The 22,014-nt window shown below is 66.7% G+C and carries 21 protein-coding genes; 12 read left to right on the plus strand and 9 right to left on the minus strand.

Annotation, left to right across the window (positions count from 1 at the left end):
* Positions 1-89: 89 nt before the first annotated feature.
* Positions 90-1,373 (minus strand): MFS transporter, encoded by a 1,284-nt coding sequence (locus tag PCK14_RS07820; RefSeq protein WP_269937912.1) that lies wholly within the window; start codon positions 1,371-1,373, stop codon positions 90-92.
* Between the two features lie 130 nt (positions 1,374-1,503).
* Here PCK14_RS07820 and PCK14_RS07825 point away from each other — a divergent pair, with 130 nt between their 5' ends.
* The 4 genes from PCK14_RS07825 (at position 1,504) to PCK14_RS07840 (ending at position 5,041) form a co-directional block, all read left to right on the plus strand.
* On the plus strand, positions 1,504-2,397 hold the full coding sequence (locus PCK14_RS07825) for a helix-turn-helix transcriptional regulator (protein ID WP_269937913.1): 894 nt from the start codon (positions 1,504-1,506) through the stop codon (positions 2,395-2,397).
* Positions 2,398-2,494: 97 nt separating this feature from the next.
* Entirely contained in the window at positions 2,495-3,469 is a 975-nt protein-coding gene (locus PCK14_RS07830; RefSeq protein ID WP_269937914.1) for an aldo/keto reductase, read from the plus strand.
* Positions 3,429-4,169, plus strand: a complete 741-nt coding sequence (locus tag PCK14_RS07835; RefSeq protein WP_269937915.1) for a carboxymuconolactone decarboxylase family protein — start codon at positions 3,429-3,431, stop codon at positions 4,167-4,169. The genes PCK14_RS07830 and PCK14_RS07835 overlap by 41 nt, the downstream gene beginning before the upstream one ends.
* Positions 4,166-5,041, plus strand: coding sequence for an aldo/keto reductase (locus PCK14_RS07840; protein WP_269937916.1), 876 nt, complete (start codon positions 4,166-4,168; stop codon positions 5,039-5,041). Before PCK14_RS07835 ends, PCK14_RS07840 begins: the two co-directional genes overlap by 4 nt.
* 112 nt (positions 5,042-5,153) lie before the next feature.
* Here PCK14_RS07840 and PCK14_RS07845 read toward each other — a convergent pair whose 3' ends face one another.
* From PCK14_RS07845 to PCK14_RS07865, 5 genes are all read right to left on the minus strand, one after another.
* Positions 5,154-5,567, minus strand: coding sequence for a phage holin family protein (locus tag PCK14_RS07845; protein WP_269937917.1), 414 nt, complete (start codon positions 5,565-5,567; stop codon positions 5,154-5,156).
* Between the two features lie 90 nt (positions 5,568-5,657).
* The gene (locus PCK14_RS07850) at positions 5,658-6,500 is read right to left on the minus strand and encodes a PRD domain-containing protein (protein WP_269937918.1); all 843 of its coding nucleotides are present in this window, start codon (positions 6,498-6,500) and stop codon (positions 5,658-5,660) included.
* Positions 6,501-6,576: 76 nt separating this feature from the next.
* Positions 6,577-8,007, minus strand: a complete 1,431-nt coding sequence (locus PCK14_RS07855; protein ID WP_269937919.1) for a glycoside hydrolase family 1 protein — start codon at positions 8,005-8,007, stop codon at positions 6,577-6,579.
* 38 nt (positions 8,008-8,045) lie between these two features.
* Positions 8,046-9,926, minus strand: a complete 1,881-nt coding sequence (locus PCK14_RS07860) for a beta-glucoside-specific PTS transporter subunit IIABC (protein WP_269937920.1) — start codon at positions 9,924-9,926, stop codon at positions 8,046-8,048.
* A 202-nt stretch (positions 9,927-10,128) separates the two neighbouring features.
* Positions 10,129-10,983, minus strand: a complete 855-nt coding sequence (locus tag PCK14_RS07865; RefSeq protein ID WP_269937921.1) for an HAD-IIB family hydrolase — start codon at positions 10,981-10,983, stop codon at positions 10,129-10,131.
* Between the two features lie 213 nt (positions 10,984-11,196).
* On the opposite strand from PCK14_RS07865, the gene PCK14_RS07870 reads away from it, so the two are divergent.
* The 5 genes from PCK14_RS07870 to PCK14_RS07890 all read left to right on the plus strand — a co-directional run bounded on the left by PCK14_RS07870 (position 11,197) and on the right by PCK14_RS07890 (position 15,121).
* Complete coding sequence (locus PCK14_RS07870; RefSeq protein WP_269937922.1) at positions 11,197-12,954, plus strand: putative PEP-binding protein; 1,758 nt, start codon at positions 11,197-11,199, stop codon at positions 12,952-12,954.
* A 33-nt stretch (positions 12,955-12,987) separates the two neighbouring features.
* Positions 12,988-13,266: an HPr family phosphocarrier protein gene (locus PCK14_RS07875; protein ID WP_269937923.1), complete on the plus strand. Its 279-nt coding sequence runs from the start codon at positions 12,988-12,990 to the stop codon at positions 13,264-13,266.
* 114 nt (positions 13,267-13,380) lie between these two features.
* Entirely contained in the window at positions 13,381-13,638 is a 258-nt protein-coding gene (locus tag PCK14_RS07880; RefSeq protein WP_269937924.1) for a metal-sensitive transcriptional regulator, read from the plus strand.
* 488 nt (positions 13,639-14,126) lie between these two features.
* On the plus strand, positions 14,127-14,777 hold the full coding sequence (locus tag PCK14_RS07885) for a hypothetical protein (RefSeq protein ID WP_269937925.1): 651 nt from the start codon (positions 14,127-14,129) through the stop codon (positions 14,775-14,777).
* A 62-nt stretch (positions 14,778-14,839) separates the two neighbouring features.
* Positions 14,840-15,121 (plus strand): hypothetical protein, encoded by a 282-nt coding sequence (locus PCK14_RS07890; protein ID WP_269937926.1) that lies wholly within the window; start codon positions 14,840-14,842, stop codon positions 15,119-15,121.
* A 22-nt stretch (positions 15,122-15,143) separates the two neighbouring features.
* Here PCK14_RS07890 and PCK14_RS07895 read toward each other — a convergent pair whose 3' ends face one another.
* A complete protein-coding gene (locus tag PCK14_RS07895; protein WP_269937927.1) occupies positions 15,144-16,193 on the minus strand; it encodes a helix-turn-helix domain-containing protein in 1,050 nt (349 codons plus the stop codon).
* A gap of 141 nt (positions 16,194-16,334) precedes the next feature.
* Here PCK14_RS07895 and PCK14_RS07900 point away from each other — a divergent pair, with 141 nt between their 5' ends.
* A complete protein-coding gene (locus PCK14_RS07900; protein ID WP_269937928.1) occupies positions 16,335-19,466 on the plus strand; it encodes a S8 family serine peptidase in 3,132 nt (1,043 codons plus the stop codon).
* Between the two features lie 182 nt (positions 19,467-19,648).
* On the opposite strand, the gene PCK14_RS07905 is transcribed toward PCK14_RS07900, so the two are convergent.
* Together PCK14_RS07905 and PCK14_RS07910 are read right to left on the minus strand one after the other, a co-directional pair.
* A complete protein-coding gene (locus tag PCK14_RS07905; RefSeq protein WP_269937929.1) occupies positions 19,649-19,912 on the minus strand; it encodes a helix-turn-helix domain-containing protein in 264 nt (87 codons plus the stop codon).
* Positions 19,912-20,409, minus strand: coding sequence for a DUF2975 domain-containing protein (locus PCK14_RS07910; RefSeq protein ID WP_269937930.1), 498 nt, complete (start codon positions 20,407-20,409; stop codon positions 19,912-19,914). The genes PCK14_RS07905 and PCK14_RS07910 overlap by 1 nt, the downstream gene beginning before the upstream one ends.
* A gap of 109 nt (positions 20,410-20,518) precedes the next feature.
* Between PCK14_RS07910 and PCK14_RS07915 the strand changes: the two genes are divergently transcribed.
* Both PCK14_RS07915 and PCK14_RS07920 read left to right on the plus strand, forming a co-directional pair.
* The gene (locus PCK14_RS07915; protein WP_269937931.1) at positions 20,519-21,166 is read left to right on the plus strand and encodes a winged helix-turn-helix domain-containing protein; all 648 of its coding nucleotides are present in this window, start codon (positions 20,519-20,521) and stop codon (positions 21,164-21,166) included.
* On the plus strand, positions 21,163-21,879 hold the full coding sequence (locus PCK14_RS07920) for an SRPBCC family protein (protein WP_269937932.1): 717 nt from the start codon (positions 21,163-21,165) through the stop codon (positions 21,877-21,879). Before PCK14_RS07915 ends, PCK14_RS07920 begins: the two co-directional genes overlap by 4 nt.
* The last annotated feature ends 135 nt before the right edge of the window (positions 21,880-22,014 follow it).

Genomic DNA, 22,014 nt, shown 5'->3' on the forward strand with positions numbered 1-22,014 from the left:
TGGGGCTGAACGGCCGTGGCGGCGGGATGGATCCGGCCGGGACTAACTTATTCACTGGCAACGTCCTTCAATATACCCCAAGGGGGTATTTATGCGCGCATTGGTGGCCCGGAGTGGCTGCGTGGCGGGAAGGCGGTGCGTCTGGAAACAGCCACGATGGCAAGGGCGATGGCGCCCAGGCCCACCATGGGCAGCGGCAGGCTGCTTCCCTCGAATGGACCCAGCAACACCGCCCCCAACACCCCTGCGGCAAAGATGGCCAGATTGAAGGCAACGCCAAGCAGCGAATTGGCCATGTCGGCATTCTCCCCACCGGCCACACTGATGGCCGTTTGCAGCTGCGGGGCCGCGCCGCCAAAGGAAACACCCCACAAAGCCAGTGCCAGCAGCACCGCCGCGGGCGAATGGGACCCCGTGAAGAAGATTCCGCCGGCCGCCAGAAACAGGAGCAGGCTGGCCAGCACCAAAAGCCTGGGTGCGCGGTCGATCAAAGCCCCGGTGATCCCCAACCCCAGCAGTGCACAGGCGCCAAAGACAGCCAGCGCCACGTCGACGGTGACGGGCACGCGGGCCGAGCCCAGGTAGGCCGCAAAATACGTGTAGACCGTGTTGTGGGCCAGCATCCAGGCGAAAATGACAGCCAGAATCGCGGCCACGCCGGGGATTGCCAGCACGCGGGCCAGGGAGATCTGGGATTCGGCGCGCTGCCCGGGGGCGTCGGGCACCAGGACTGCCGCCAACACCAAGGCCAGGAGCGTGAGGGCGGTCAACGCACCGAACGACCAGCGCCAGCCGAAGCCGGCCCCCAGCCACGAACCAATCGGGGTCCCCAGTGCGAGCCCCAGCGGCGTGCCAAGGGAGGCAATGGCCAGGGCGCGGCCGGCGAGCCCCGGGTCCGTGATGCGCCGGGCGTATCCGGCCAGCATGCCCCACAGCAGGCCGGAAAATGCCCCGGCAACAAAGCGGGCCGCCAAGGTCAGCGCAATGTCAGCTGAAAGTGCGGCCACCGTGTTGACCAGCAGAAACCCCACGATCCCCACCAGGAAAACGGGCTTGCGCCGCATGCCGCGGGTCAAGGCCATGGCGGGGATGCTCAGCAGCACCGTGCCCAGGGCGTAGGCACTGACCAGCTGCCCGGCCGTGCCAAGGGAGACATCCAGCCCTGCTGCGATCTGGGGCAGCAAACCGGCCGGCATGGTCTCGGTCGCAATGAGGATGAACCCCATTAGGGCCATGACCAACAGGGCGGGCAGGGGCAGGCGTTGCCGAACTTTCCTCGGCGCGGACGGTGCGATGCTCGCCCGGCCGGACGGTCCGGCGTCGTGCGGGGCCGGCAGCGCGGGCGCTCCACCGGGGCTGGATTGTGGGGACAAGGGGCTTTTCCTTCTGTTGCGGGGTGTCTCCAACCAGCCAACAGGGAATCCGGGGCATGGGGGAGTCCCGCTTGAGAGGGGCACCGGCAGGGACTCCCCGCGGCGTTCGCCGTCAGCTAGCGTAAGTGGCATGGACAATCGAGCGGATGTGCGTGAATTCCTCACCACGCGCCGGGCCCGCATCGCCCCGGAAAAAGTGGGGCTCCCGGCCGGCGGAAACCGGCGCGTGGCCGGGCTGCGGCGCAGCGAGGTGGCCGCCCTGGCAGGGGTGAGCATTGAGTACTACATCCGGCTGGAGCGCGGCGCCATCAGTGGTGCGTCCCCGGAGGTCCTGGACAGCATCGCCCGGGCGCTGCAGCTTGACGACGCCGAACGGGCGCACCTTTTCGACCTGGCCCACGCCGCCAACCCCGTGGCGCGCCCGCCCCGCCGCCGCACCAAGGGATGGGTGGCGCACGAAAGCCTGCAATGGGTGCTTGATGCGGTCACCGCCGGCCCGGCATTTGTCCGCAACGGGCGCATGGACCTGCTGGCGGCCAACAACCTGGCCCGGGCGTTCTACAAGGACGTCTACGAGATGCCCGGCCAACCGCCAAATCTGGCCCGGCACACTTTTCTTGATGAGCGGGCGCATGATTTCTACCCGGATTGGGAGCTGTTTGCCGAGGTGAATGTGGCGATCCTGCGCACCGAGGCGGCGCGCGATCCGCACAACAAGGGCCTGCACGATCTCATCGGTGAGCTTTCCACACGCTCGGAGGAGTTCCGCAGCCGCTGGGCCGCGCACAACGTCCGCCACCACGGAACCGGTTCAAAAACGTTCCGCCACCCGATCGTGGGCGAGCTGACGCTGGCCTATGAGGGCCTGGAGCTGGCTGCCGAACCTGGCCTGACCCTGACCATCTATGCCGCCGAACCCGGATCCGCCTCGGAGCAGGCGCTGCGGCTGCTGGCGTCCTGGGCCGCAACGGAATACGGCGACCCGGCGCGGGGCCTCACCAGGTGGACGCCACAGTCCGGGTGATGAGCTGCGGGGGAGGGGCCGGCTTAACAGGTAACAGCAGGCACTCCCTGGCTTCTCCAGCCGCGCGTAGCGTAGCCAACATACGCAAGGAGAAACCATGGAATACACACGATTGGGCCAGTCAGGCCTGAAAGTCAGCCGCATCGCCCTGGGCTGCATGAGCTTTGGCGACACGAGCCGCGGCTTCAACGAATGGGCCCTGGACGACGCCGGCGGCGAACCGATCTTCCGGCAGGCAGTGGAGCTTGGCATCACCTTTTGGGACACCGCGAACGTATACGGCTTCGGGACCTCCGAGGAGATCGTGGGCCGCGCCATCACCAAGTACTCCCGGCGCGAGGACATTGTGCTGGCCACCAAGGTGCACTTCAAGATGCACGACGGACCCGGCGGCTCCGGCCAGTCCCGCAAGGCCATCATGGAACAGGTGGACGCATCCCTGAAGCGTCTCGGCACCGACTACATAGACCTGTACCAGATCCACCGCTTCGACCCCGAGACGCCAGTGGAGGAAACCATGGAGGCGCTGCACGACGTGGTCAAGGCCGGCAAGGTGCGCTACCTCGGCGCCTCCGCCATGCACGCCTGGCAATTCAGCAAGCTGCAGTACACGGCATCGGCCCACGGCTGGACACGTTTTGTCTCCATGCAGGACCAGTACAGCCTGCTGTACTGGGAGGAGGAACGCGAAATGTTCGGACTGCTCGCCGACCAGGGCGTGGGCAGCATCCCCTACAGCCCGCTCGCCAAGGGCCGCGTGGCCCGGCCGCTGGGCGAACACACCAAGCGTTCCGACAATGACCCCGTGGGCAGCGCCCACTTCGCCAACGAGGAAGCCGAGCGCCCTGTCATTGAGGCCGTGGCCAAGATTGCGGGGGAGCGCGGCGTGCCCATGGCGCAGGTGGCCCTGGCCTGGGTGTTGAACAACCCCGTGGTCAGCGCCCCCATTGTCGGCGCCACCAAGCCGCACCACCTGCCCGATGCCGCCGCCGCCCTGGACATCAAGCTCAGCGACGAGGAGGTGGCCCTGCTTGAAAACGCCTACACACCCCGCCAGCCCGTGGGCTACTGACCCCCTGGCCACAACCGACCCGGAACTCGCTGAATATTTCGAGAACTTCGCCTTCGAGGAGGTGCCCCGCCACTCCGCCATGGCCCCGGAAACCCGGCTCATGGTCCAGCTTGCTGCGGCCATCGCCGCCCAGGGCCTCAGCCAGTTCAGGGCCCTGGCCGGTGCCGCGCTCGCCGCCGGCGTCACGCCAGTGGAAATCAAGGAGATCGTGTACCAGTCCGTGCCCTATGTGGGCATGGCCAAGGCGCTGGACTTCATCCATGCCAGCAACGAGGTGCTTTCCTCCCACGGCATTGAGCTTCCCCTGCCGGGCCAGTCCACCACCACGCCGGAAACCCGGGCGGAAGCTGGGGTGGCCGTACAAACGCTCATCGTGGGCACCGACCGCAAGGCCGCCATGCAGGCCGCCGCGCCCGCGGACCAGCAGCACATCCAACGCCTCCTGGAGGCCAACTGCTTCGGCGACCACTACACCCGCACGGGGCTCGATGTCCCCACCCGGGAACTGCTGACCTTCGCCACGCTCGTGGCCCTGGGCGGCTGCGAGCCGCAAGTCGCAGGGCACGTGGCGGCAAACGTCACCGTGGGCAACACCCGCGCCATGCTGGTGGACGCCCTCACCCAACTCCTGCCGTTCATCGGCTACCCCCGCACCCTCAACGGGCTGCGGATCGTCAACGAAGGAACACAACTTTCATGAACCTGACCCTGAACAACGGCGTCACCATGCCGGCCATCGGGCTTGGCGTCTTCCAGACCCCGCCCGAGGCCACCACGGAGGCCGTGGCCGCGGCCCTGAAAACCGGCTACCGCCACATCGACACAGCCGCCGCCTACGGCAACGAGCGCGAGGTGGGCGAGGGCATCCGCCGCTCCGGCGTGGACCGCTCCGAGATCTTCATTGAAACCAAGGTGTGGATCAGCGACTACGGCTACGAGGAGACGCTGCACGCGTTTGAGAAGAGCGCAGCCAAGCTTGGCGTGGAGCAGCTGGACCTGTTCATCCTGCACCAGCCGCTCTCCACCGCCTTCGAGAAGACCATTGCCGCCTACACGGCCCTGGAGAAGCTGCTGGCCGACGGCAGCGTGCGTGCCATTGGCGTCAGCAACTTCATGCCCAAGCACCTGCTCAAGCTGCGCGAGCAGACAACAGTTGTCCCGGCCGTCAACCAGGTGGAATTGCACCCCTACTTCACCCAGCCGGAGGTGCAGCAGGCAAACGCCCAAATGGGCATCCTCACCCAGGCGTGGTCGCCCATCGGCGGCATCACCTCCTACCGCGGCGACAACGCCAGGACCACCTTCAATGACCCCGCCATCCTGGCCATTGCCGGTGAGCATGGAAAGAGCGCTGCCCAAGTCATGCTGCGCTGGCAGCTGCAACTGGGCCACTCCGTGATCCCCAAGTCGGTGCGGCCCGAGCGCATTGCCGAGAACTTCGACGTCTTCGACTTTGAGCTGACCCAAGCCCAGATGGAGGCGCTCGCAGCCCTCGACACTGGCGTGCGCGGTGGCCCCGACCCCGACGCCATCACGCTCGAGGCCTTCGGCCGCCCCATCCCGGAAGCGTAGGGGACCAACACCATGGCAGGATTCAACGGTTCACCCGGCACGGTGCTGCGGCAGCGGTAGGCGAGGAACGACGTCGAGCATGGCACCCCCGCAGAATCCGCGGGTTCTGGGGCTACTTCTGCAGCTTCCGGGCGATTGCGCCCGCCTCACGGGCGGCCAGCCGCTTCTTCAGGAACAGGATGGGCAGCAGCCAGGTGCCCAGCGTGGTGGCAACCCACACCACCAGCGTGCCCAAGATCCAGGTTGTCACGCCGTCGATGCTCAGCCCGCCCGGGAACAGCTGCGCCACGAACAGGGCGATGAGGGTTGAAATGAGCCCGAAGCCGCCAATCGCCGCCGGGGCGTAGCGGTTGGTCATCCGGAAAACGAAGGGGCCTAGCACTGACTGCGCCACGGCGAAGACCACCACGGCCACGAGGAATCCGCTCCAGGCAAGGTTGAAGTCGGCCAGGACCCACGAGGCAACCAGCAGGCCCAGGGCTGAGGTGGCGATGTAAATGGCGGCACGAATGAGGAAGATGATCATGGCCTGAGCCTATGCGGGACACCCTGCAATCCGGCAGGGGCGCGGCGCAAACGTTGGCACATCGTTGCGCCGGGGCCCGCCAGGCGCCGCTCAGGCCCGGTTTTCGTCCATCAACCTGGCCACGTGCAACGTCAGGTACGTGGCCTCGTCCTCGGTCATGGCGTCGCCCAGGCGCAGCTCCAGGACGCTTTGCAGGCGCAGTGCCGTGGCGTACGCCTCGGGGTAGGAATCCCGGATGGCCGTGCTGAGCTTGCTGGCTCCCTCGTCGAGCTGCTTGCCGGAGGTGGCCCGGACAAAGAAGTAGCGCAGGTGCGTGATGAAGCGGGCTGAATTGACCGAGTCCCGGCCAATGGGCCGCCCCGACGCCTGTTCCAGGACATCGAACAGCTGCGCAAAAACACCTGTCATTTGATAGGTGAATGACAAATCCCCGGCGGCGAACCCGGCGTTGACCAGGTGCATGGCAATCGAGACGGCCTCGCCCTCGGCCAGCGTGACGTCCTGGGCTGCATTGACGTGGGCCAGGATCCGCCGGGCCGCGCGCAGCTCGGACGGGTAGAGGTGGGAGACCTCGGCCTCGAGCGGGTACTCAAAGTCGATGCCGTTCAACTGGCGCTTGATGGCAAAGTTGAGGTGGTCGGCCAGGGCCACTGTGAGGACAGTGCTGCGGCGGATGTCCAGTTCGGCGCGCCCGGCCTCGAGGGCCGCATCGGCCAGGGCCAGGACTTCCGGCGGGATGGAGGCCACCATGGAACCCAGCGAATCCGGGCTGCGCCCGTCCTCCGGCACGAAGGTGCGCACAATCTTGGCGGGGTCCACGGGCTGGCCGGGCTTCACCTGGAAACCCAGGCCGCGGCCGGTCAGGATGACCTCGCTGCCGCCGTCTCCGCGGGCAAGGACAACGTTGTTGTTGAACACTCGCAGGATTTCCATGCCGCTGCCTTCCCTCATTGGATGAATTGCGTGTCGGTGTGGGGGGCGGGGCCTGCACGGCCCCGCCCCGATGGAGCTAGCTTAGCGCTGCGCCGTTGCTGCCGATGATGCCGGCGTACCAGTCAAAGGACTTCTTCTTGTACCGGTTCAGGGTGCCGGTGCCGTCGTCGTTGCGGTCAACGTAGATGAAGCCGTAGCGCTTGCTCATCTGCGCGGTGGAGGCGCTGACCACGTCGATGCAGCCCCAGGACGTGTATCCGGTGACGTCGACGCCGTCGGCAATGGCCTCGCGGACCTGCACCAGGTGGTCGTTCATGTACTGGATGCGGTAGTCGTCCTCCACGGTGGGCACGCCGTCGACCTCAACGAGCACGTCCTTGGCACCGATGCCGTTTTCCACGATGAACAGCGGCTTCTGCCAGCGTTCCCAGTAGTCGTTCATGACCACGCGCAGGCCCTGCGGATCAATCTGCCAGCCCCATTCGGAGGCTTCCAGGGTGGGGTTCGGCACGCCGCCCATGATGTTGCCCGGGCCCTGCTCGGCCGACGGATCGGCCGTTTCGCAGATGCTCATGTAGTAGCTGAAGGAAACGAAGTCCACCGTGTTGGTGAGGTCGGCCGTGTCCTGCTCCGTGATGTCCAGCTCGATGCCGTTGTCGCGGAAGTAGCGCAGCATGTAGCCGGGGTAGGCGCCGCGGCAGTGGATGTCGCCGAAGGCGTAGCTGCCGTGGGCGGTGTCCATGGCCTTGACCACGTCATCCGGATGCGGGGTGAGCGGGTACACCGGCAGGGCCAGGATCATGCAGCCAATCTTGGCCTCCGGCATGATGGTCCGGGCCATCTTGGTCACGCGGGCCGAGGCCACGAGCTCGTGGTGGATGGCTTGGTAGAGGTCAGCCTCCGTCAGCTCGTCCTTCGGGGTGGGGATGCCTCCGGAGAGGAAGGGTTCGTGCAGCACCGAGTTGATCTCGTTGAACGTCAGCCAGTACTTGACCCGGCTGCCGAAGCGCTCGAACAGGACCTGGCAGTAGCGCTCGTAGAAGGCGATCATGGCGCGGTTGGTCCAGCCGCCGTACGTGCGCGCCAGGTTCAGCGGCGTCTCGTAGTGGCTGATGGTGACCATGGGCTCGATGCCGTGCTTTTCCAGCTCGTCCAGCACCCGGGCGTAGAACGCCAGGCCTTCCTCGTTGGGTTCCGCGTCGTCGCCGTTGGGGAAGATGCGGCTCCAAGCGATGGAGAAGCGGTAGACCTTGAAGCCCATCTCGGCGAAGAGGGCAATGTCCTCCTCGTAGCGGTTGTAGAAATCAATCGCCACCTGCTTGAGGTTGTCGGCCGTGGGGCCCTCGGTGGGCCGTTGGGTGATGCCCTTGGGCATGACGTCCTGGATGGACAGGCCCTTGCCGCCGGTGGCGTAGGCGCCCTCAACCTGGTTGGCTGCCGTGGCGCCGCCCCAGAGGAATCCCTCGGGGAAGGCTCCCGTGGCGGGCTTGAACGTTGCGTTGCTCATGGTGCTTTGGTCCTTTCGCTGCTGCGAGTTCGTCAGTCTTAGAGTTCAATGTCCAGGGCCGGGACGCCGTGGTCCAGGTGGCCCTGGCCCACGGGCACAACGGCCGTGAGGGTCTTGGTGTTGGTGACGACCATGATGGTCATGTCGCTGAAGCCGGCGTCCTTGATCTTGGCGCGGTCAATGGTTGCCAGCAGCTCGCCGGCCTCCACGCGCTGCCCGCGGACCACGGCGGCCGTGAAGCCGTCACCCTTCATCTGCACCGTGTCGATGCCGATGTGCACCAGGACCTCCACGCCGTCGTCGGTCTTCAGGCCGTAGGCGTGGCCCGTCTTCATGGCGACCTGGACGGTGCCGGAGACGGGGGAGTGGACGGTGTCCTGCTCGGGGATGATGGCCAGGCCGGTGCCCATGGCGCCGGAGGCGAACACCTTGTCCGGCACCTCGGAAAGGGCGACGGCGGTTCCCGTCACCGGGGCCAGGACCACAACGTTGCCGGTGGCGTTTGCCGAGGGTGCCGCGGGTGCGGCGGCGTCGGCTGCCTGGCCGGGCACGCCGGCGTCGGCCGTGTCAGGGGTTTCACGGGGGCCAAAGAAGAAGGTCAGCAGGAAGGCGATGGCGATGGCAACGCCGGTGCCCAGCAGGAGGATGGCGAAGCTGCCAATGGAGGTGAAGGCGGGCAGGCCAATCAGTGAGGGGAACACGAAGGCGCTGGCCGCGCTGCCGCCGATGCCCACGATGGCGCCGCCCACGGCACCGCCGGCGATGCCGCAGTAGAACGGCTTTTTCAGGGGCAGGTTCACGCCGTAGATGCCGGGCTCGGTCACACCGGCCAGGAAGCCGGAGAATGCCGCGGGGGCGGCAACTTCACGGCGCTTGGCGCTGTGGCTGCGCAGGGCAACGGCCAGCATGGCGGCGGACTGTGCCAGGACGGCGGGCAGGAGGGGGGCCATCATGATGGAGGAACCGGTGGTGGCGATGTCGTTGAGCATGACGGGGACCAGGCCCCAGTGCAGGCCGAACACCACGAAGACCTGCCAGAAGCCGCCAATGACGGCTCCGGCCAGCCACGGTGCGAAGCCGAACATGGCGGTGATGCCGGAGGACAGGCTGTTGGCCAGGAAGATCGTGGCCGGGCCCACCGTGAGCAGCGTCAGCGGAACCATGATGGCCATGGCCAGCAGCGGGGTCATGAAGTTGCGAATGGCCGAGGGCAGCACCTTGAGCAGGAAACGCTCCAGGTACCCCAGCAGCCAGACGGCGACAATGACGGGGATGACGGAACTGGTGTAGTTCATGACCGAGAACGGGATGCCGGCAAAGTTTGCCTGGCTGCCGTTCAGCGCCACGATGGACGGGTACACCAGTGCGCCGGCGATCGCCATGGCGGTGAACTGGTTGGCCTTGAAGCGCTTGGCGGCCGTGATGGCCAGGAACAGCGGCAGGAAGTAGAACAGGGCGTCGGCGGCCGCGTTCAGGATGACGTACGTCGAGTCCTCGGCAGCCAGCCAGCCGAACGTCGCGGCCAAGGTCAGGAAGGCCTTGAACAATCCGGCGGCGGCCAGCGGCCACAGGATGGGCTGGAAGATGGAGGAGACCATCTGGATGAAGCGGTTGAAGAGGTTGCCCTGGGCGGGGGCCTGCGCGTCGGCGCTGTCCTCGCCGCCGAAGCGGCTGATCTTGCCAAGTTCCGCGAACACGGTGGGGACGTCGTTGCCGATGACCACCTGGTACTGGCCGCCGGCCTTCATCACGGTGATCACGCCGGGGAGCTTCTCGACGGCGGCCGTGTTGGCCTTTGCGTCGTCGCGCAGCGTGAGCCGCAGCCGGGTTGCGCAGTGGGTGGCCGATGCCACGTTGCCTTCTCCGCCGACACCCTCCAGGATGTCTTGGGCCAATGTTCGGTAATTCACGGAAACCATGGCAGTCCTTTCTGTCCAGTCCGTCTTTCGGGCACAAAAAAAGACCCGAGAGCCACGTCGCCGTGGGCCTCAGGTCTTGCCTCGTTTCCGAGTAACAATCCTTACAGGCAGCATTGCCTGCAAGGGAGAGCCTACCCGTGATTGACGTCACGGGCAAGTTTCTTTTTGTTGCGGGACTGTTTTGCGAGGGCGGCCCTCGGGATCAGATGAGGCCGAGTTCGGCGAACGCCACCGCGATCCCATCCCGGTGCGGGGGCAGGGCGGTGCGCTGGGCCACGGCCAGAAGCTCGGGCGAGGAGCCCTCAATGGCCACGCCAATGCCGGCGTAGGCCAGCATTTCCAGGTCGTTCTGCCCGTCCCCGAAGGCGATGGAGTCCTCCCGCGCGATGCCCAGGCGTTCGATGGTGGCGGCAACGCCGTCGGCCTTGCTGATGCCGCGGCGGAACAGCTCCCCGGCGTGCGGGCCCTCGGCGGCAATGGAGTTTCCCACGACGTCGATGTCCCCTCCGATCTCGGCCACGAGCTGCTCCATGGGCACGGGCGACTCAAAAACGGAGATCTTCGCGAAGGGCACATCCGCGCCGGGCTGCAGTGTTCTGAGCCCGCCCAAAATGGCCGAGGAACCTGTGGGGCGGCCCTCGGGGGCACTGGCATAGTGCGCCTCGACGTGGGCGCGGAACCTGGCCTCGGCGGCGGGCGGGACATGGATGGCGTCCTGCGCTTCGAGGATGTAGACGGCGTCGTGGGCGTCAAGGGAGGCCAGGGCCCGGGCCGCCAGATCGGCAGGGAAATGGCGGTTGACCAGCACCTCCCCGTCCACTTCCACGTAGGAGCCGGCGCTGGCCACCACGCCGTCGAAGCCCGCGCCGAGGATGCTCTCGGGCAGCATGGGCATGGGGCGGCCCGTGCAAATGAAGACCTTGTTTCCGGCCTTGCGGGCTGCCCGCACGGCCTCTGCATGGGTGGCGGGAACAACCCCGTAGTCCGCGTAGGTGCCGTCAACATCGAGGAAGACGGCCCGGGTGGTTGGGGTGGTGGTGGGGGATTCGGCGCTCATGATCTGGGAGTCTACATGCGCCCGCCCGCCGCCCCGGCCGCCGGCGGATTTGACGCCAGTCACAGTCATTGCGCACACTGGGGGAAGGATATGTAACTGGTCAGCCAGGCAGGATTCGATCGTTGAGCTCATTTTGGGCCCAGGGTTCGGGTCCTTTTTTATTTGCCGCAAAGCCCTGGAAACGGGCCGATTGGCACCTGCGAAGGAGAAGAAATGAACAACGGCGTCTCAACGGCAGCAACCCTGCCGGTGCAATTCTCAGGTGTCGGCGTTGCCTCCGGCCGCGTGGTGGGTCCGGTGCGGCAGATGCCCAAGCCCGTGCAGGAGCCGGCCGCGCCCGGCCATGGCGTTGCGCCGCTGCCTGCCGGTGCCACGGCGGAGTCGGAGGGCCTGCGCATCAAGGACGCCGCCAAGTCGGTCAAGGCCGAACTGCGCGCCCGTGCAGAGACCGCCAGCGGCGAAGGGCGCGAAGTCCTGGAGGCCACGGCCCTGATGGCTGCGGACCCCATGCTCATCAAGTCAGCCATCAAGCTGCTCTCGGCCGAGGCCGACGGCGGTGCCCGCACCGCCGAGCGCGCCGTGTGGGAAGCCGGCGCCGCGGTGGCTGCGAAGCTGACCGCGCTGGGCGGCTACATGGCTGAACGCGCCACCGACGTCCTGGACGTCCGGGCCCGGATCGTCTGCGAACTGCGTGGCCTGCCCGCCCCCGGCATCCCCTCCGCAGACGCCCCGTTCATCCTGGCCGCCGAGGACCTGGCCCCCGCCGACACCGCCACTCTGGACCCCGCCAAGGTGCTGGCACTGGTCACCTCCAGCGGCGGCCCGCAGTCGCACACCGCCATCCTGGCCCGCGCCCTGGGCCTGCCCGCCGTGGTCGCCGCCCCCGGCGTGGATGAAATCGCCGACGGCACCGAAATCTACGTGGACGGTGCCGCCGGAACCATCACCGTGGAGCCCGGCGACGAGCTGCGCGCGGCTGCCGAGGCGTGGTCGGTGCAGGCCTCCGCACTGGCTGCCTTCAACGGCAGCAACACGCTGGCCGATGGTTTTGTCCTGCCGCTGCTGGCCAACGTTGGCACGGGTGCCGACGCCGTCAAGGCCGCCGCCGCCGGGGCCGAGGGCGTGGGCCTGCTGCGCACCGAATTCTGCTTCCTGGACCGCTCCGAGGAGCCCACGGTTGCCGAGCAGATCGAAGCCTACGGGGCAGTGTTTGCCGCATTCCCGGGCAAGAAGGTTGTGGTCCGCACGCTCGACGCCGGCGCCGACAAACCCCTGCCCTTCCTCACCAACGCCGACGAGCCCAACCCTGCCCTGGGCGTCCGCGGCTACCGCACCGACCTGACCAGCCCCGGCGTCCTGGCCCGCCAGCTCGAGGCCATCGCCGCCGCCGAGGCTGCGCACAGCGCCGAGGTGTGGGTCATGGCCCCCATGATCTCCACCGCCGAGGAAGCCGCAACGTTCGCGTCCATGTGCACCGCTGCCGGGCTCAAGACCCCCGGCGTCATGGTGGAGGTCCCCTCCGCAGCGTTGACCAGCGCCCACATCCTGCGCGAGGCCTCCTTCGCCTCACTGGGCACCAACGACCTCACCCAATACGCCATGGCCGCCGACCGCCAGCTCGGCCCACTGGCAACCCTGAACGATCCCTGGCAGCCGGCCGTCCTGGCGCTTGTGAAGCTCACGGCCGACGGCGCCTCCCTCGCCAGCGCGGCCACGGGACTGCCCAAGCCCGTGGGGGTGTGTGGTGAGGCCGCCGCCGATCCGGCCCTCGCCGTCGTGCTTGCCGGACTGGGCGTGGCGAGCCTGTCCATGAGCGCCCGCGCCCTGGCGGCAGTGGCCGCCGTTCTGGCCACCGTGACGCTGGCCCAGGCGCAGGAGCTTGCCGCCGTGGCCCTGGCCGCACCGTCGGCCGCCGTCGCCCGTGCCGCCGTCCGCGACGGGCTGCCCATTCTGGCCGAGCTCGGCCTCTAACTTTCCACAACCGCAACACCGCAAGGAGCACCAATGTCAGAACGCACAGCAACCATCGCCAGCAGCGTGGGCCTGCACGCCCGCCCGGCCGCCATCTTCGCCGAGGCTGCAGGCGAGCTGGACCTTGAGGTCACGATCGCCATGGAAGGCGAGCCCGCCGACGAGGCCATGGACGCCGCCAGCATCCTGACGCTCATGAGCCTGGGAGCAGCGCACGGCGACCGCGTGGTGCTCCGTGCCGAAGGCGCCGGCGCCGACGAGGCCCTGGACCGCCTGGTGCAGATCCTCGAAACAGACCACGACGCCGCATAGCCTGATCATGATCAAGGGGCCACTCACTAAGAGGGGCCCCTTGTTTCGTGCCGCAGCGTTTCAAACCCCCGGGGGTATAGACTGGGGGCAATTTTCCGCGGACAAAGGGGCGCCATGCAGCTGGATGCAGACGATGTGAAGCCGGCCATCAACCGGCTCAAGCGGGCGCAGGGCCAGCTGAATGCCGTGATCCGCATGCTGGAGGAGGGGGCGGACTGCAAGGCCGTTGTCACCCAGCTGGCCGCCGCCTCCAAGGCCGTTGACCGCGCCGGCTTCTCCCTCATTGCCACCGGGCTCGAGCAGTGCCTCGCCCAGGAGGACTCCGCCGCCGACCGCGCCGAGCTCGAGAAGCTCTTCATGTCCCTGGCCTAGGGTTTTCCCGCCGCGCTTTCCGGGCCAAATCCGGGCCCGCGCCCTTGCGTGACAGGTCCGCCAGCATCCAAACCGCAGATCACGCGGTTTCCGGGCGGTGCGAAATTCCAGACTGCAGATCACGCGGCAAAAACGTCCCAATCATCGCGTGATCTGCGGGTTGGAATCAGGGAATCACCTCAGGCCAGCGCTATCTGCGGTTTGGAATCCTGCCGGTCCCATCGGCGCCGGGTGCCCGCAGCCAACGGCCGCGAAATTGTCGTCGCCATGTCCAGTGGGCCGACGGAAAATTCGCCGTAACATCCGCAGCTCACGTCGGCGCCTGCATGCCCGCCGCCGCGCGGCAATGGCCACCACGAGCCGTATGACACATTTGTCAAAAACTTCGTTAAATTTACATTCTTTGTTTGCAAAATTAACAAAGCCCCATGGTCTGTTCGCGACCCGAGCCCATTTTTTGGTGCTCCAGCTCACAGCAATGAGGCTGTGTGAGCCACCCCCGCGCGATTCCCATCGCCACCACCATTCTTCTGACTGCCGGATTGCTGGGCGGTGCACTTGCGTCGGCCACCGCCACCCCGGCAACGGCGATGGCCCGGACGGGGCTCGTGGGTGCCGAGCTGGATGCCGCCACTGCCGCCGCGGACAGCACCTTCGGCAACGGCGGCATCGCAGGAAACTCGCCCCACTCCGGCAGCAAGCTGGCCTACCTGGACGGCGGCAGTGCCAACTCCCTGGCGCAGCGCTTCACCGTCACCACGGCCGGCACCTTCCTGGCCACGGCCTGGATCACCAGCGAACGAGCCGGCGGAAAATTTGGCATCCGTGCCATGGGCGGCGAGGTTCTCAGCTCGGTTGGCGTCCCGGCCAACGGCTCCTGCAAGCTTTACTCCCTGCCGTCCTTCGCAGTGGATGTGAACGCCGTGCTCGAGGTGTACTTCACGGGCGGCGCAGGCTGGACCAACATTGACGACGTCGCCATTTCGCGCGACGCGCGGACCCTGCACGGTTTCACGGTTGCAGGCCAGCAGGGCGATGCCCAGGTGGACCAGGTGAAGCGCACGGTCACCTTCCAGATGCCGTACGAGAGCCGGCTGTCAGCACTCACGGCCACGGCAACGCTTCCGCAGGCCCTGTAACGAATCCCGGTCCGCAGAGAGTATGTGCCCCGGTTGCCCCACAAGATCGGTATGCTCGTGCCATGGAGGACTACCCCATGGATCCGGCACAGGACCAGCTCGTTACGGCGGCGGTCGTTGCCCTGGCGGGCACCCTCGGCGTCGACACGTCGATGGTCGAGGTGGTCTCACAGGAGGCCGTCACGTGGCGCGATGGAAGCCTCGGTTGCGCACAGCCCGGCATGCTCTATACGCAGGCCTTGGTTGAAGGCTCACGCGTGGTGTTGCGCGTCGACGGAGCCGACTACGAGTATCACTCGGGCGGCCACGCAGAACCCTTCCACTGCCCTGCGCCCACCGAATAGCTGGGGCCCGGAGCGCTGGAACTCAGATGTCGGACCGTTCGCGCAAGATATCGCGGACGGCTCGTTCCGGCCAGCCGCGGCGCCCGAGTTCGAGCCCTGCCTGGAAGCGGCCACTCACCTCAAGCGTGGACAGCAGGGCTGCGATGCGACGGCGGACAGTGGGCACCGACAGGCCAAGGTTACGGGCGATCGCCTCGTCCTTGAGCCCTGCCGTGAGCAGGCTGACGAGCGCATCGGCACCAGCGCCATCCTCCAGCGCAGACGCACCCAAGGCAAACGGCGCCCCGCGCTGCCAGTACAGGTCGAAAAGCGCGATGAGCGCATCGAGTAGACCGCTGCGGTGGACCACGAGGGCAGCCTCGTCGGCGGGTCCGGACTTGGACTCGGTGGGCACGAGGGCCATCGAGCGGTCCACGATGATGAGCTTCATGGGCAGGTCAGGGACCAGCCGAGCCTCCTCCCCGAACGACCGGGTCATGAGTCGGACGTGCTCGAAGAGCCCGCGCATTTCAAGGATGGACTCGTCATAGATCGCACGGACCTGAACCCCCGGTGCATAGGGAGGCTTGGCCAGTGAAGCCGCCTCGCCGGGATCCAGCTCGGCGAAGGGGGGCCGGACGAAAACATCGAGGCTGACGCGGGCTGCCCTCTGAAACTGGACCGAACGCTCTACGACGGCAGCGCGGCTCGTGAGTACCTCGACGATCTCGGTGACCTCGAGCTGGTCAGTGGCGTGACGGACGAGCGCCTCGAGCTGGGGGATCTCCAAGCGGGCCCGGGTAACACGCTCCTGCGCGGTCGCGGCGAGGGCCTCGACAACGGCAGCCGGGGGCGCCGCCTGGAATCGCAGGGCGCGGCCACCGCGGCGGCTGATCATTCCCTTGTGTTCCAACGACGCCAGGACGCTACGCAGACGCGTGGGTGCCAGGCTCGACTGTTCGCTCAACACGGTGGTGGAGCCCCCGGGGTGGCTAAGGATGAGTCGATAGACCGCTTCCTCGTCGGCGGTGACACCAAGGCCGGACAACACCTGTCCTTCTGCCACAGACACCACCTGATCACTTCTGCTCAATGATACCCATCCACCAGCTCAATTCATTGTTTCTGCTCGAACCCAATGCGAGAGTACTACTGGCCACGATTGGTGGTCACGCCGCTGAGAATGCGATTGCGGCACAAAGAACACGCGGCTCAATGAAGAGGAACCCACCCCATGCACATACCCACAGCTTCCGCGAGGAGCATGGTTCGCGGATCGCGATGGTCGCGAACCGGCCTGATCGCCGGCGCCACGCTCCTGCTGGCCTCGGTGGCGGCGGCGCCAGCACTGGCAGTACCAGGCAACGCAGGCGCCAGCGTTGCACCGTTCACCTCCGTGAGCGAGAACCCTTCCGCAGGAGGCCCCGTCATCGTCGACGGGACCGGCCTCAAGGAACAGACGTTCAAGGACGGACCCCACCTGGTCGTCCTCCGGGATGCCCCGTCGGCGGCATACAAGGGTGGCAAGAGCGGGCTCCCCGCCACCGCAGCCACGCCGGGCAAGCACCTCAACCCGCAGGCCGCCGAGGTGGCCAAATACGAGAAGCACGTCAAGGACGAGCAGGTCAAGGTGGCCAAGGGCAAGGGCGTCAAGGCCACCCGCCAGCACGGTCGCGTCATCAACTCTTTCGAGGCAGACCTCACCGCCGCGCAGGCCAAGGCTCTGGCCAGCGACCCGGCCGTGTTCGCCGTAGTGGAGGACACCCTGCTCAAGCCCGACTACGCCTCAGTCGACTTCCTGGGCCTGCCGGGCAAAAAGGGCACCTGGGCATCGACATACAAGGGCGAGGGTAATGCCGGCAAGGGCGTCGTCGTCGGCGTCATCGACAGCGGAATCAACCTTGCCACCCCGTTCTTGGCAGGCAAGCCGGTTCAACCGCTCGCGCCGGGCAAGAAGCCGTCCGTGGGTGAGCCCTACCGGATGCAGAACGGCCGCATCGCCATGCTTAAGGCAAACGGTGAGACCTTCATCGGCGACTGCGAATCGGGCCCCGATTTCCCCGCCAGCTCGTGCAACACCAAGGTCATCACGGCCCGCGCCTTCACCGACGGTTACGTCCAGTACGTTCCCGCGGACCAGCGCGATCCGGCCGAGCGCCTGAGCCCGCTCGGCGTCTTTTCGCACGGAACGCACACCGCCACGACGGCGGCCGGCAACGCGAACGTGGACCAGAAGATTGGTGACCGCTCGTTCGGGATCGGATCTGGCGTCGCACCGCAGGCGGCCCTCGCGACGTACAAGATCTGCTGGGCAAACAAGGTCCCAGGGTCGGGTGGCTGCTACACCTCGGACGCTGTGTCCGCGATCGAACAGGCCGTGACCGACAACGTCGACGTCATCAACTACTCGATCTCCGGCAACAGCGACTCAATCGTCGACCCGGTCGCCGTAGCCTTCAAGGGCGCCGCAGAGGCAGGTGTGTTCATCACGAACTCGGGCGGCAACTCCGGGCCTCGCGCCGGGACGGTCAACCACTCTTCCCCATGGGTGACCACGGTGGCGGCATCGACGTTCTCAAACGAGCTCACGGGCACTGTCGAATTCGCAGACGGCACGAAGTTCCGTGGCGCCTCCTACACGAGCACAGGGGTCGGCCCCGTCGACATCGTCGCCTCCAAGGAGGTCGGGGCTGTGGGGTGGCCCGCGCCCCTCACCGCTCTCTGCTACCCCAACGCGCTCGACCCGGCCAAGGTGGCCGGCAAAATCGTGCTCTGTGAGCGGGGCCAGAACACCCGCACCGACAAGTCCGCGGCCGTCAAGGCTGCCGGTGGCGTGGGCATGATCCTGTTCAACAAGGGTGTGGAGTCCGAGGACGCCGACAACCACAGCGTTCCCACCGTGCACCTCTCGGACGCGGCCGTGCTCGCGAAGATTACGACCACCGACCAGAAGGCCAGCATTGTTCCCGGTGACACCACGGGCCTGCCTGCGGTCGCGCTTCCGCAGATCGCTCCGTTCTCATCGCGCGGCGCGTCCACCGCAGTTGGTGGGGAGCTGCTCAAGCCCGACATCACCGCGCCGGGCGTCAACGTCCTCGCTGGCGTCTCTCCGCTTGACCCTTCATACGGTGGCGGCAACATGGGCCTCATGTCGGGCACGTCGATGTCCTCACCGCAGGTCGCTGGTCTGGGCGCACTGCTCTCCGCAGCCCACCCGGACTGGAGCCCGATGCAGATCAAGTCGGCGATGATGACGACCGCCGGTGCCGTCAAGAACGCCGACGGCTCCACGAACGTAGACAACTTCGCGGTAGGTGCGGGCGAGGTCGACGCCGTCGACATGTCCAACCCTGGCCTGACGTATGAGTCCGACTCCGAGCAGTGGGACGCAGTCATGAAGGGGACCATCCCCGGCCGCGACGTCAACCTCCCCTCGGTGGCCATCCGCGATGTGCTGCAGAGCCCGACCGTCACTCGTCGCGTCACGGCGCTGACGGCAGGCAAGTGGACCTTCTCGGCGAACGTCCCCGGCTACACAGTCCAGGCCAACCCGGCCCAGCTCACCCTCAAGAGCGGCCAGTCCGCGGACTTCACCTTGACGTTCACCCGGACCACCGCTCCGGTTCAGAAGTGGGGCCACGGATCCTTCACGTGGACTCATGCCAAGGGTGCGACGGTCACGTCCCCGGTGACGCTTTCCTCCGAGAACATGCTGGCTCCGCAGATGGCCACGGGCACGGGCGCCAGTGGCTCGATTGACCTCGAGATCCTCGGCGGCATGGACTTCACCATCAAGCCGACGGTGGCGGGCCTGGTGCAGAGCACCAGGTGGCCCTCACCCGACGAGTGGGGTGTTCCCGGTGTGGCGACCTTCGAGAAGACGCCCGGGGCTTACCAGATGTTCACCAACGACGAGCACAACTTCGCGTCGTTTGTGAACCTGATCCCGCCGAACAACCCCGATTTCACAGCCCCGGAGATGGTCAGCTTCATCACCGACTCCACCGACCCGACAGCCGACTATGACCTTCGGGTCGTCACGTCAGCCATCACCATGGCGAGCTCCCGTACCAAGGGAACCAGCCACGAAGAGGTTGTGCTTCTCGGCTTCCCGTGCTGCTCCTTCTCCCCGGGAGTCACCCTGGACTCCAACGGCACCGGCGGCAAGTCCCCCGGGTCGCTGCAGGCGTACGTCGCCACGGCGGACGAGCACAACCTCACCGCACCGACCTCTGTCGAGCTGAACGAGGGACAGAAGACCAAGGTCACGCTGAGCTGGGAAGGGCTGGCGCCGGGTGAGTGGCGCGGCTCCATCAAGTGGGCAGACGGCAAGCGGACCTTCGTGTCCGTGAACGTCCCGGAGTAACCCACTGAAGCATCACCCTTCCCTGTGAGAGGGAACGACTGCACCGGACCGCACCCAACGGTCCGGTGCAGTCGTCTGCGGGCTGGCGGCGCGGCCACTATACGTTCGCGGGTGCGTACCGACAGCGCAGGGCCTGACGAAAATTCCTGCACTACCTGGATTCCCAGCAGCAGATGAGGCGGTCAAACGGGGTTTGTTGCACCCGGCGCCTCGGCGGGCGCTGCACCGGGCGCCTCGGATTCCTCCGGCGCCCAGCGCAGCAGATCGCCGGGCTGGCAGGCCAGTGCCTGGCACAGGGCGTCCAGAGTGCTGAAGCGCACCGCCTTTGCCCTGCCGTTTTTCAGGATGGACAGGTTGGCTGGTGTAATGCCGACCAGTTCGGCGAGCGTGCCCACCGCCATCTTGCGCCGGGCCAGCATGACATCGATGTCCACAATGATGGGCATCAAACCACCTCGTCGAGTTCGGCCTGCAGCTTGGCGGCCTGAGCGTCGCGGTCCACGGCTTGCGCCAGCAGCATCCGCAACACCAGCACGATCAAGGCCACGCAGGCAATGAGCAGCCCTGCCCCGCCAATGAGCAGAACAACTCCGGGGGCCACGGCCTCGCCCGGCGCCAGCACCACGCCCATCGTGAACATGAGCAGTGCCGCTGCAGCGACGGCAGCAACGATGATGTCGACCCATCGGAACGCCGCCTGTGAGAATACAGTTCCGCGGCGCACCATGGACAGTAGTCGCCAGACGCAGACCAGCGTGAGCTGCACCGTGGCGATCCCGAGCACCACGATCACCAGCAACGGGACGCGGACGGCGGAAACTTCAGGTCCGGCCTCGCCGAGGTCGGTGGATAGCAGGGGCACCATGACCAGCTGCACGAACAATGAACCGGCCAGCACGAGCGCCAGGACGATGCGCAGTGCAAGGACTGTCAGTTTTCCCACTGCAACTCCTTCGATTGATTAACAATCATAATATATCGTTAAACGATGCATTCCGGAAAGACCTAACATCCCTCTGGACAAATTTATTTGTCGGTGGGACACTGGATCCATGTTGGATGTTGCAGTCATTGAGGATGCCGGGGCAGCCGAGGCCACGCTTGACCCGATCCGGGCCCAGCTGTTGGCGCAGCTGCGTGATCCGGCATCGGCGGCCACGGTCGCGGCGCGAATGGGCCTGCCCCGGCAGAAGGTGAACTACCACCTGCGGATGCTCGAACACCACGGACTCGTGGTGCTCGTCGACGAGCGGCGCAGGGGAAATGTCACGGAGCGGGTCATGGGCGCCACGGCGCGTTCCTATGTGATCTCCCCGGCGGCCCTGCCCCAGGTGGCACCCGACCCCGCGCTGGAACCCAACCGGCTCTCGGCCCGCTGGATGCTGGCCCTCGCGGCCCGGCTGGTCCGGGACGTCGGAACGCTCATCACGGGTGCCGACAGGGCCAGGCAGCGGCTGGCCACCTTCGCCATGGACGGCGAGGTGACGTTCGCCAGCGCGGCGGACCGGGCCGCCTTCGTCGCCGAGCTTGCGGCAGGAACGGCGAAGCTCGTCGAAAAGTACCACGGCGATGCGGCGCCGGGCGGGCGCAAGCACAGGCTCGTCGTCGCACTTCACCCCAGCGTCAAGGAAGCCCCTTTCCAGGGCCCCGCGCAAATCACAGAAACCGCCGGGTCGCCCGGCCCAAGCAGGGAGTCATGATGGCCAAGGAATTCAAGATTGTCCACGAATCGGAAATTGAGGGCACGCCGCAGCAGGTCTTCGACGCCGCCACCCTGGGCATGTCGGGGTGGATGTGGCCCGTGGAGATCGAGCCGAAGCTCGGCGGGGCGGGCCCCTTCGGCAGCAGTGTCACGGTGTGGGAGCCGCCGCACCGCTACTCCAACCGCGTGGACGGTGAGGGCGGCTTCTTCAACGAGCTCGAGTTCGATATTTCCGAGCTCCCGGACGGCAAGTCGTGGCTGCGGTACGTCCACAGCGGCGTCTTGTTCGAGGACTGGGACAACCAGTACGACGGCGCTGCCAAGCACACCGCCTTCTACCAGCACACCCTGGGCCAGTACGTGAAGCACTTCGCGGGCAGGCAGGCAGCCTTCGCAGACATCCAGGGACCAGCGGCCTCGTCGGCCCCGGACGCCTTTACGGCCGTCAAGTCCGCTCTGGGGATTCACGACGCCGGTGCCGGGGGACATGTAAGCGTCGCCATTGCGGGGCTCGGCACGGTGGAGGCAGAGGTGGACTACGTCGATGAGAACTTCGTGGGCCTGCGCACCGAGGATGCCATGTACCGCTTCTTCGGGCGCAACGCCTTCGGCGCCGTGGTGGGCATGACCGTCCACTTGTTTGCCGAGGGCGCCGACGCGGATGCCGCCGGGGCGGCCTGGGGCGCGTGGCTGAACGGGCTGTACAGCTAGGGCTGACGGCGCCGCAGACGCATGACCGCACCTTTCCCGCTCATACGTGGGCAGCTGACCGCGTATGAGGGCGAAAGGTGCGGTCAAGCGCAGATGGTGCGGGCGTGCAGCCCCGCGGCGTGCTTGCATGCAGGC

This window comes from Arthrobacter sp. HY1533 (genome assembly GCF_027568515.1).
In the GTDB taxonomy this organism is placed as follows: domain Bacteria; phylum Actinomycetota; class Actinomycetes; order Actinomycetales; family Micrococcaceae; genus Specibacter.

Coding starts and splice junctions, on each gene's coding strand:
- PCK14_RS07825 (WP_269937913.1), top strand. CDS start 1,504: ATGGACAATCGAGCGGATGTGCGTGAATTCCTCACCACGCGCCGGGCC.
- PCK14_RS07830 (WP_269937914.1), top strand. CDS start 2,495: ATGGAATACACACGATTGGGCCAGTCAGGCCTGAAAGTCAGCCGCATC.
- PCK14_RS07840 (WP_269937916.1), top strand. CDS start 4,166: ATGAACCTGACCCTGAACAACGGCGTCACCATGCCGGCCATCGGGCTT.
- PCK14_RS07845 (WP_269937917.1), bottom strand. CDS start 5,567: ATGATCATCTTCCTCATTCGTGCCGCCATTTACATCGCCACCTCAGCC.
- PCK14_RS07850 (WP_269937918.1), bottom strand. CDS start 6,500: ATGGAAATCCTGCGAGTGTTCAACAACAACGTTGTCCTTGCCCGCGGA.
- PCK14_RS07855 (WP_269937919.1), bottom strand. CDS start 8,007: ATGAGCAACGCAACGTTCAAGCCCGCCACGGGAGCCTTCCCCGAGGGA.
- PCK14_RS07860 (WP_269937920.1), bottom strand. CDS start 9,926: ATGGTTTCCGTGAATTACCGAACATTGGCCCAAGACATCCTGGAGGGT.
- PCK14_RS07865 (WP_269937921.1), bottom strand. CDS start 10,983: ATGAGCGCCGAATCCCCCACCACCACCCCAACCACCCGGGCCGTCTTC.
- PCK14_RS07870 (WP_269937922.1), top strand. CDS start 11,197: ATGAACAACGGCGTCTCAACGGCAGCAACCCTGCCGGTGCAATTCTCA.
- PCK14_RS07875 (WP_269937923.1), top strand. CDS start 12,988: ATGTCAGAACGCACAGCAACCATCGCCAGCAGCGTGGGCCTGCACGCC.
- PCK14_RS07880 (WP_269937924.1), top strand. CDS start 13,381: ATGCAGCTGGATGCAGACGATGTGAAGCCGGCCATCAACCGGCTCAAG.
- PCK14_RS07890 (WP_269937926.1), top strand. CDS start 14,840: ATGGAGGACTACCCCATGGATCCGGCACAGGACCAGCTCGTTACGGCG.
- PCK14_RS07900 (WP_269937928.1), top strand. CDS start 16,335: ATGCACATACCCACAGCTTCCGCGAGGAGCATGGTTCGCGGATCGCGA.
- PCK14_RS07905 (WP_269937929.1), bottom strand. CDS start 19,912: ATGCCCATCATTGTGGACATCGATGTCATGCTGGCCCGGCGCAAGATG.
- PCK14_RS07915 (WP_269937931.1), top strand. CDS start 20,519: ATGTTGGATGTTGCAGTCATTGAGGATGCCGGGGCAGCCGAGGCCACG.
- PCK14_RS07920 (WP_269937932.1), top strand. CDS start 21,163: ATGATGGCCAAGGAATTCAAGATTGTCCACGAATCGGAAATTGAGGGC.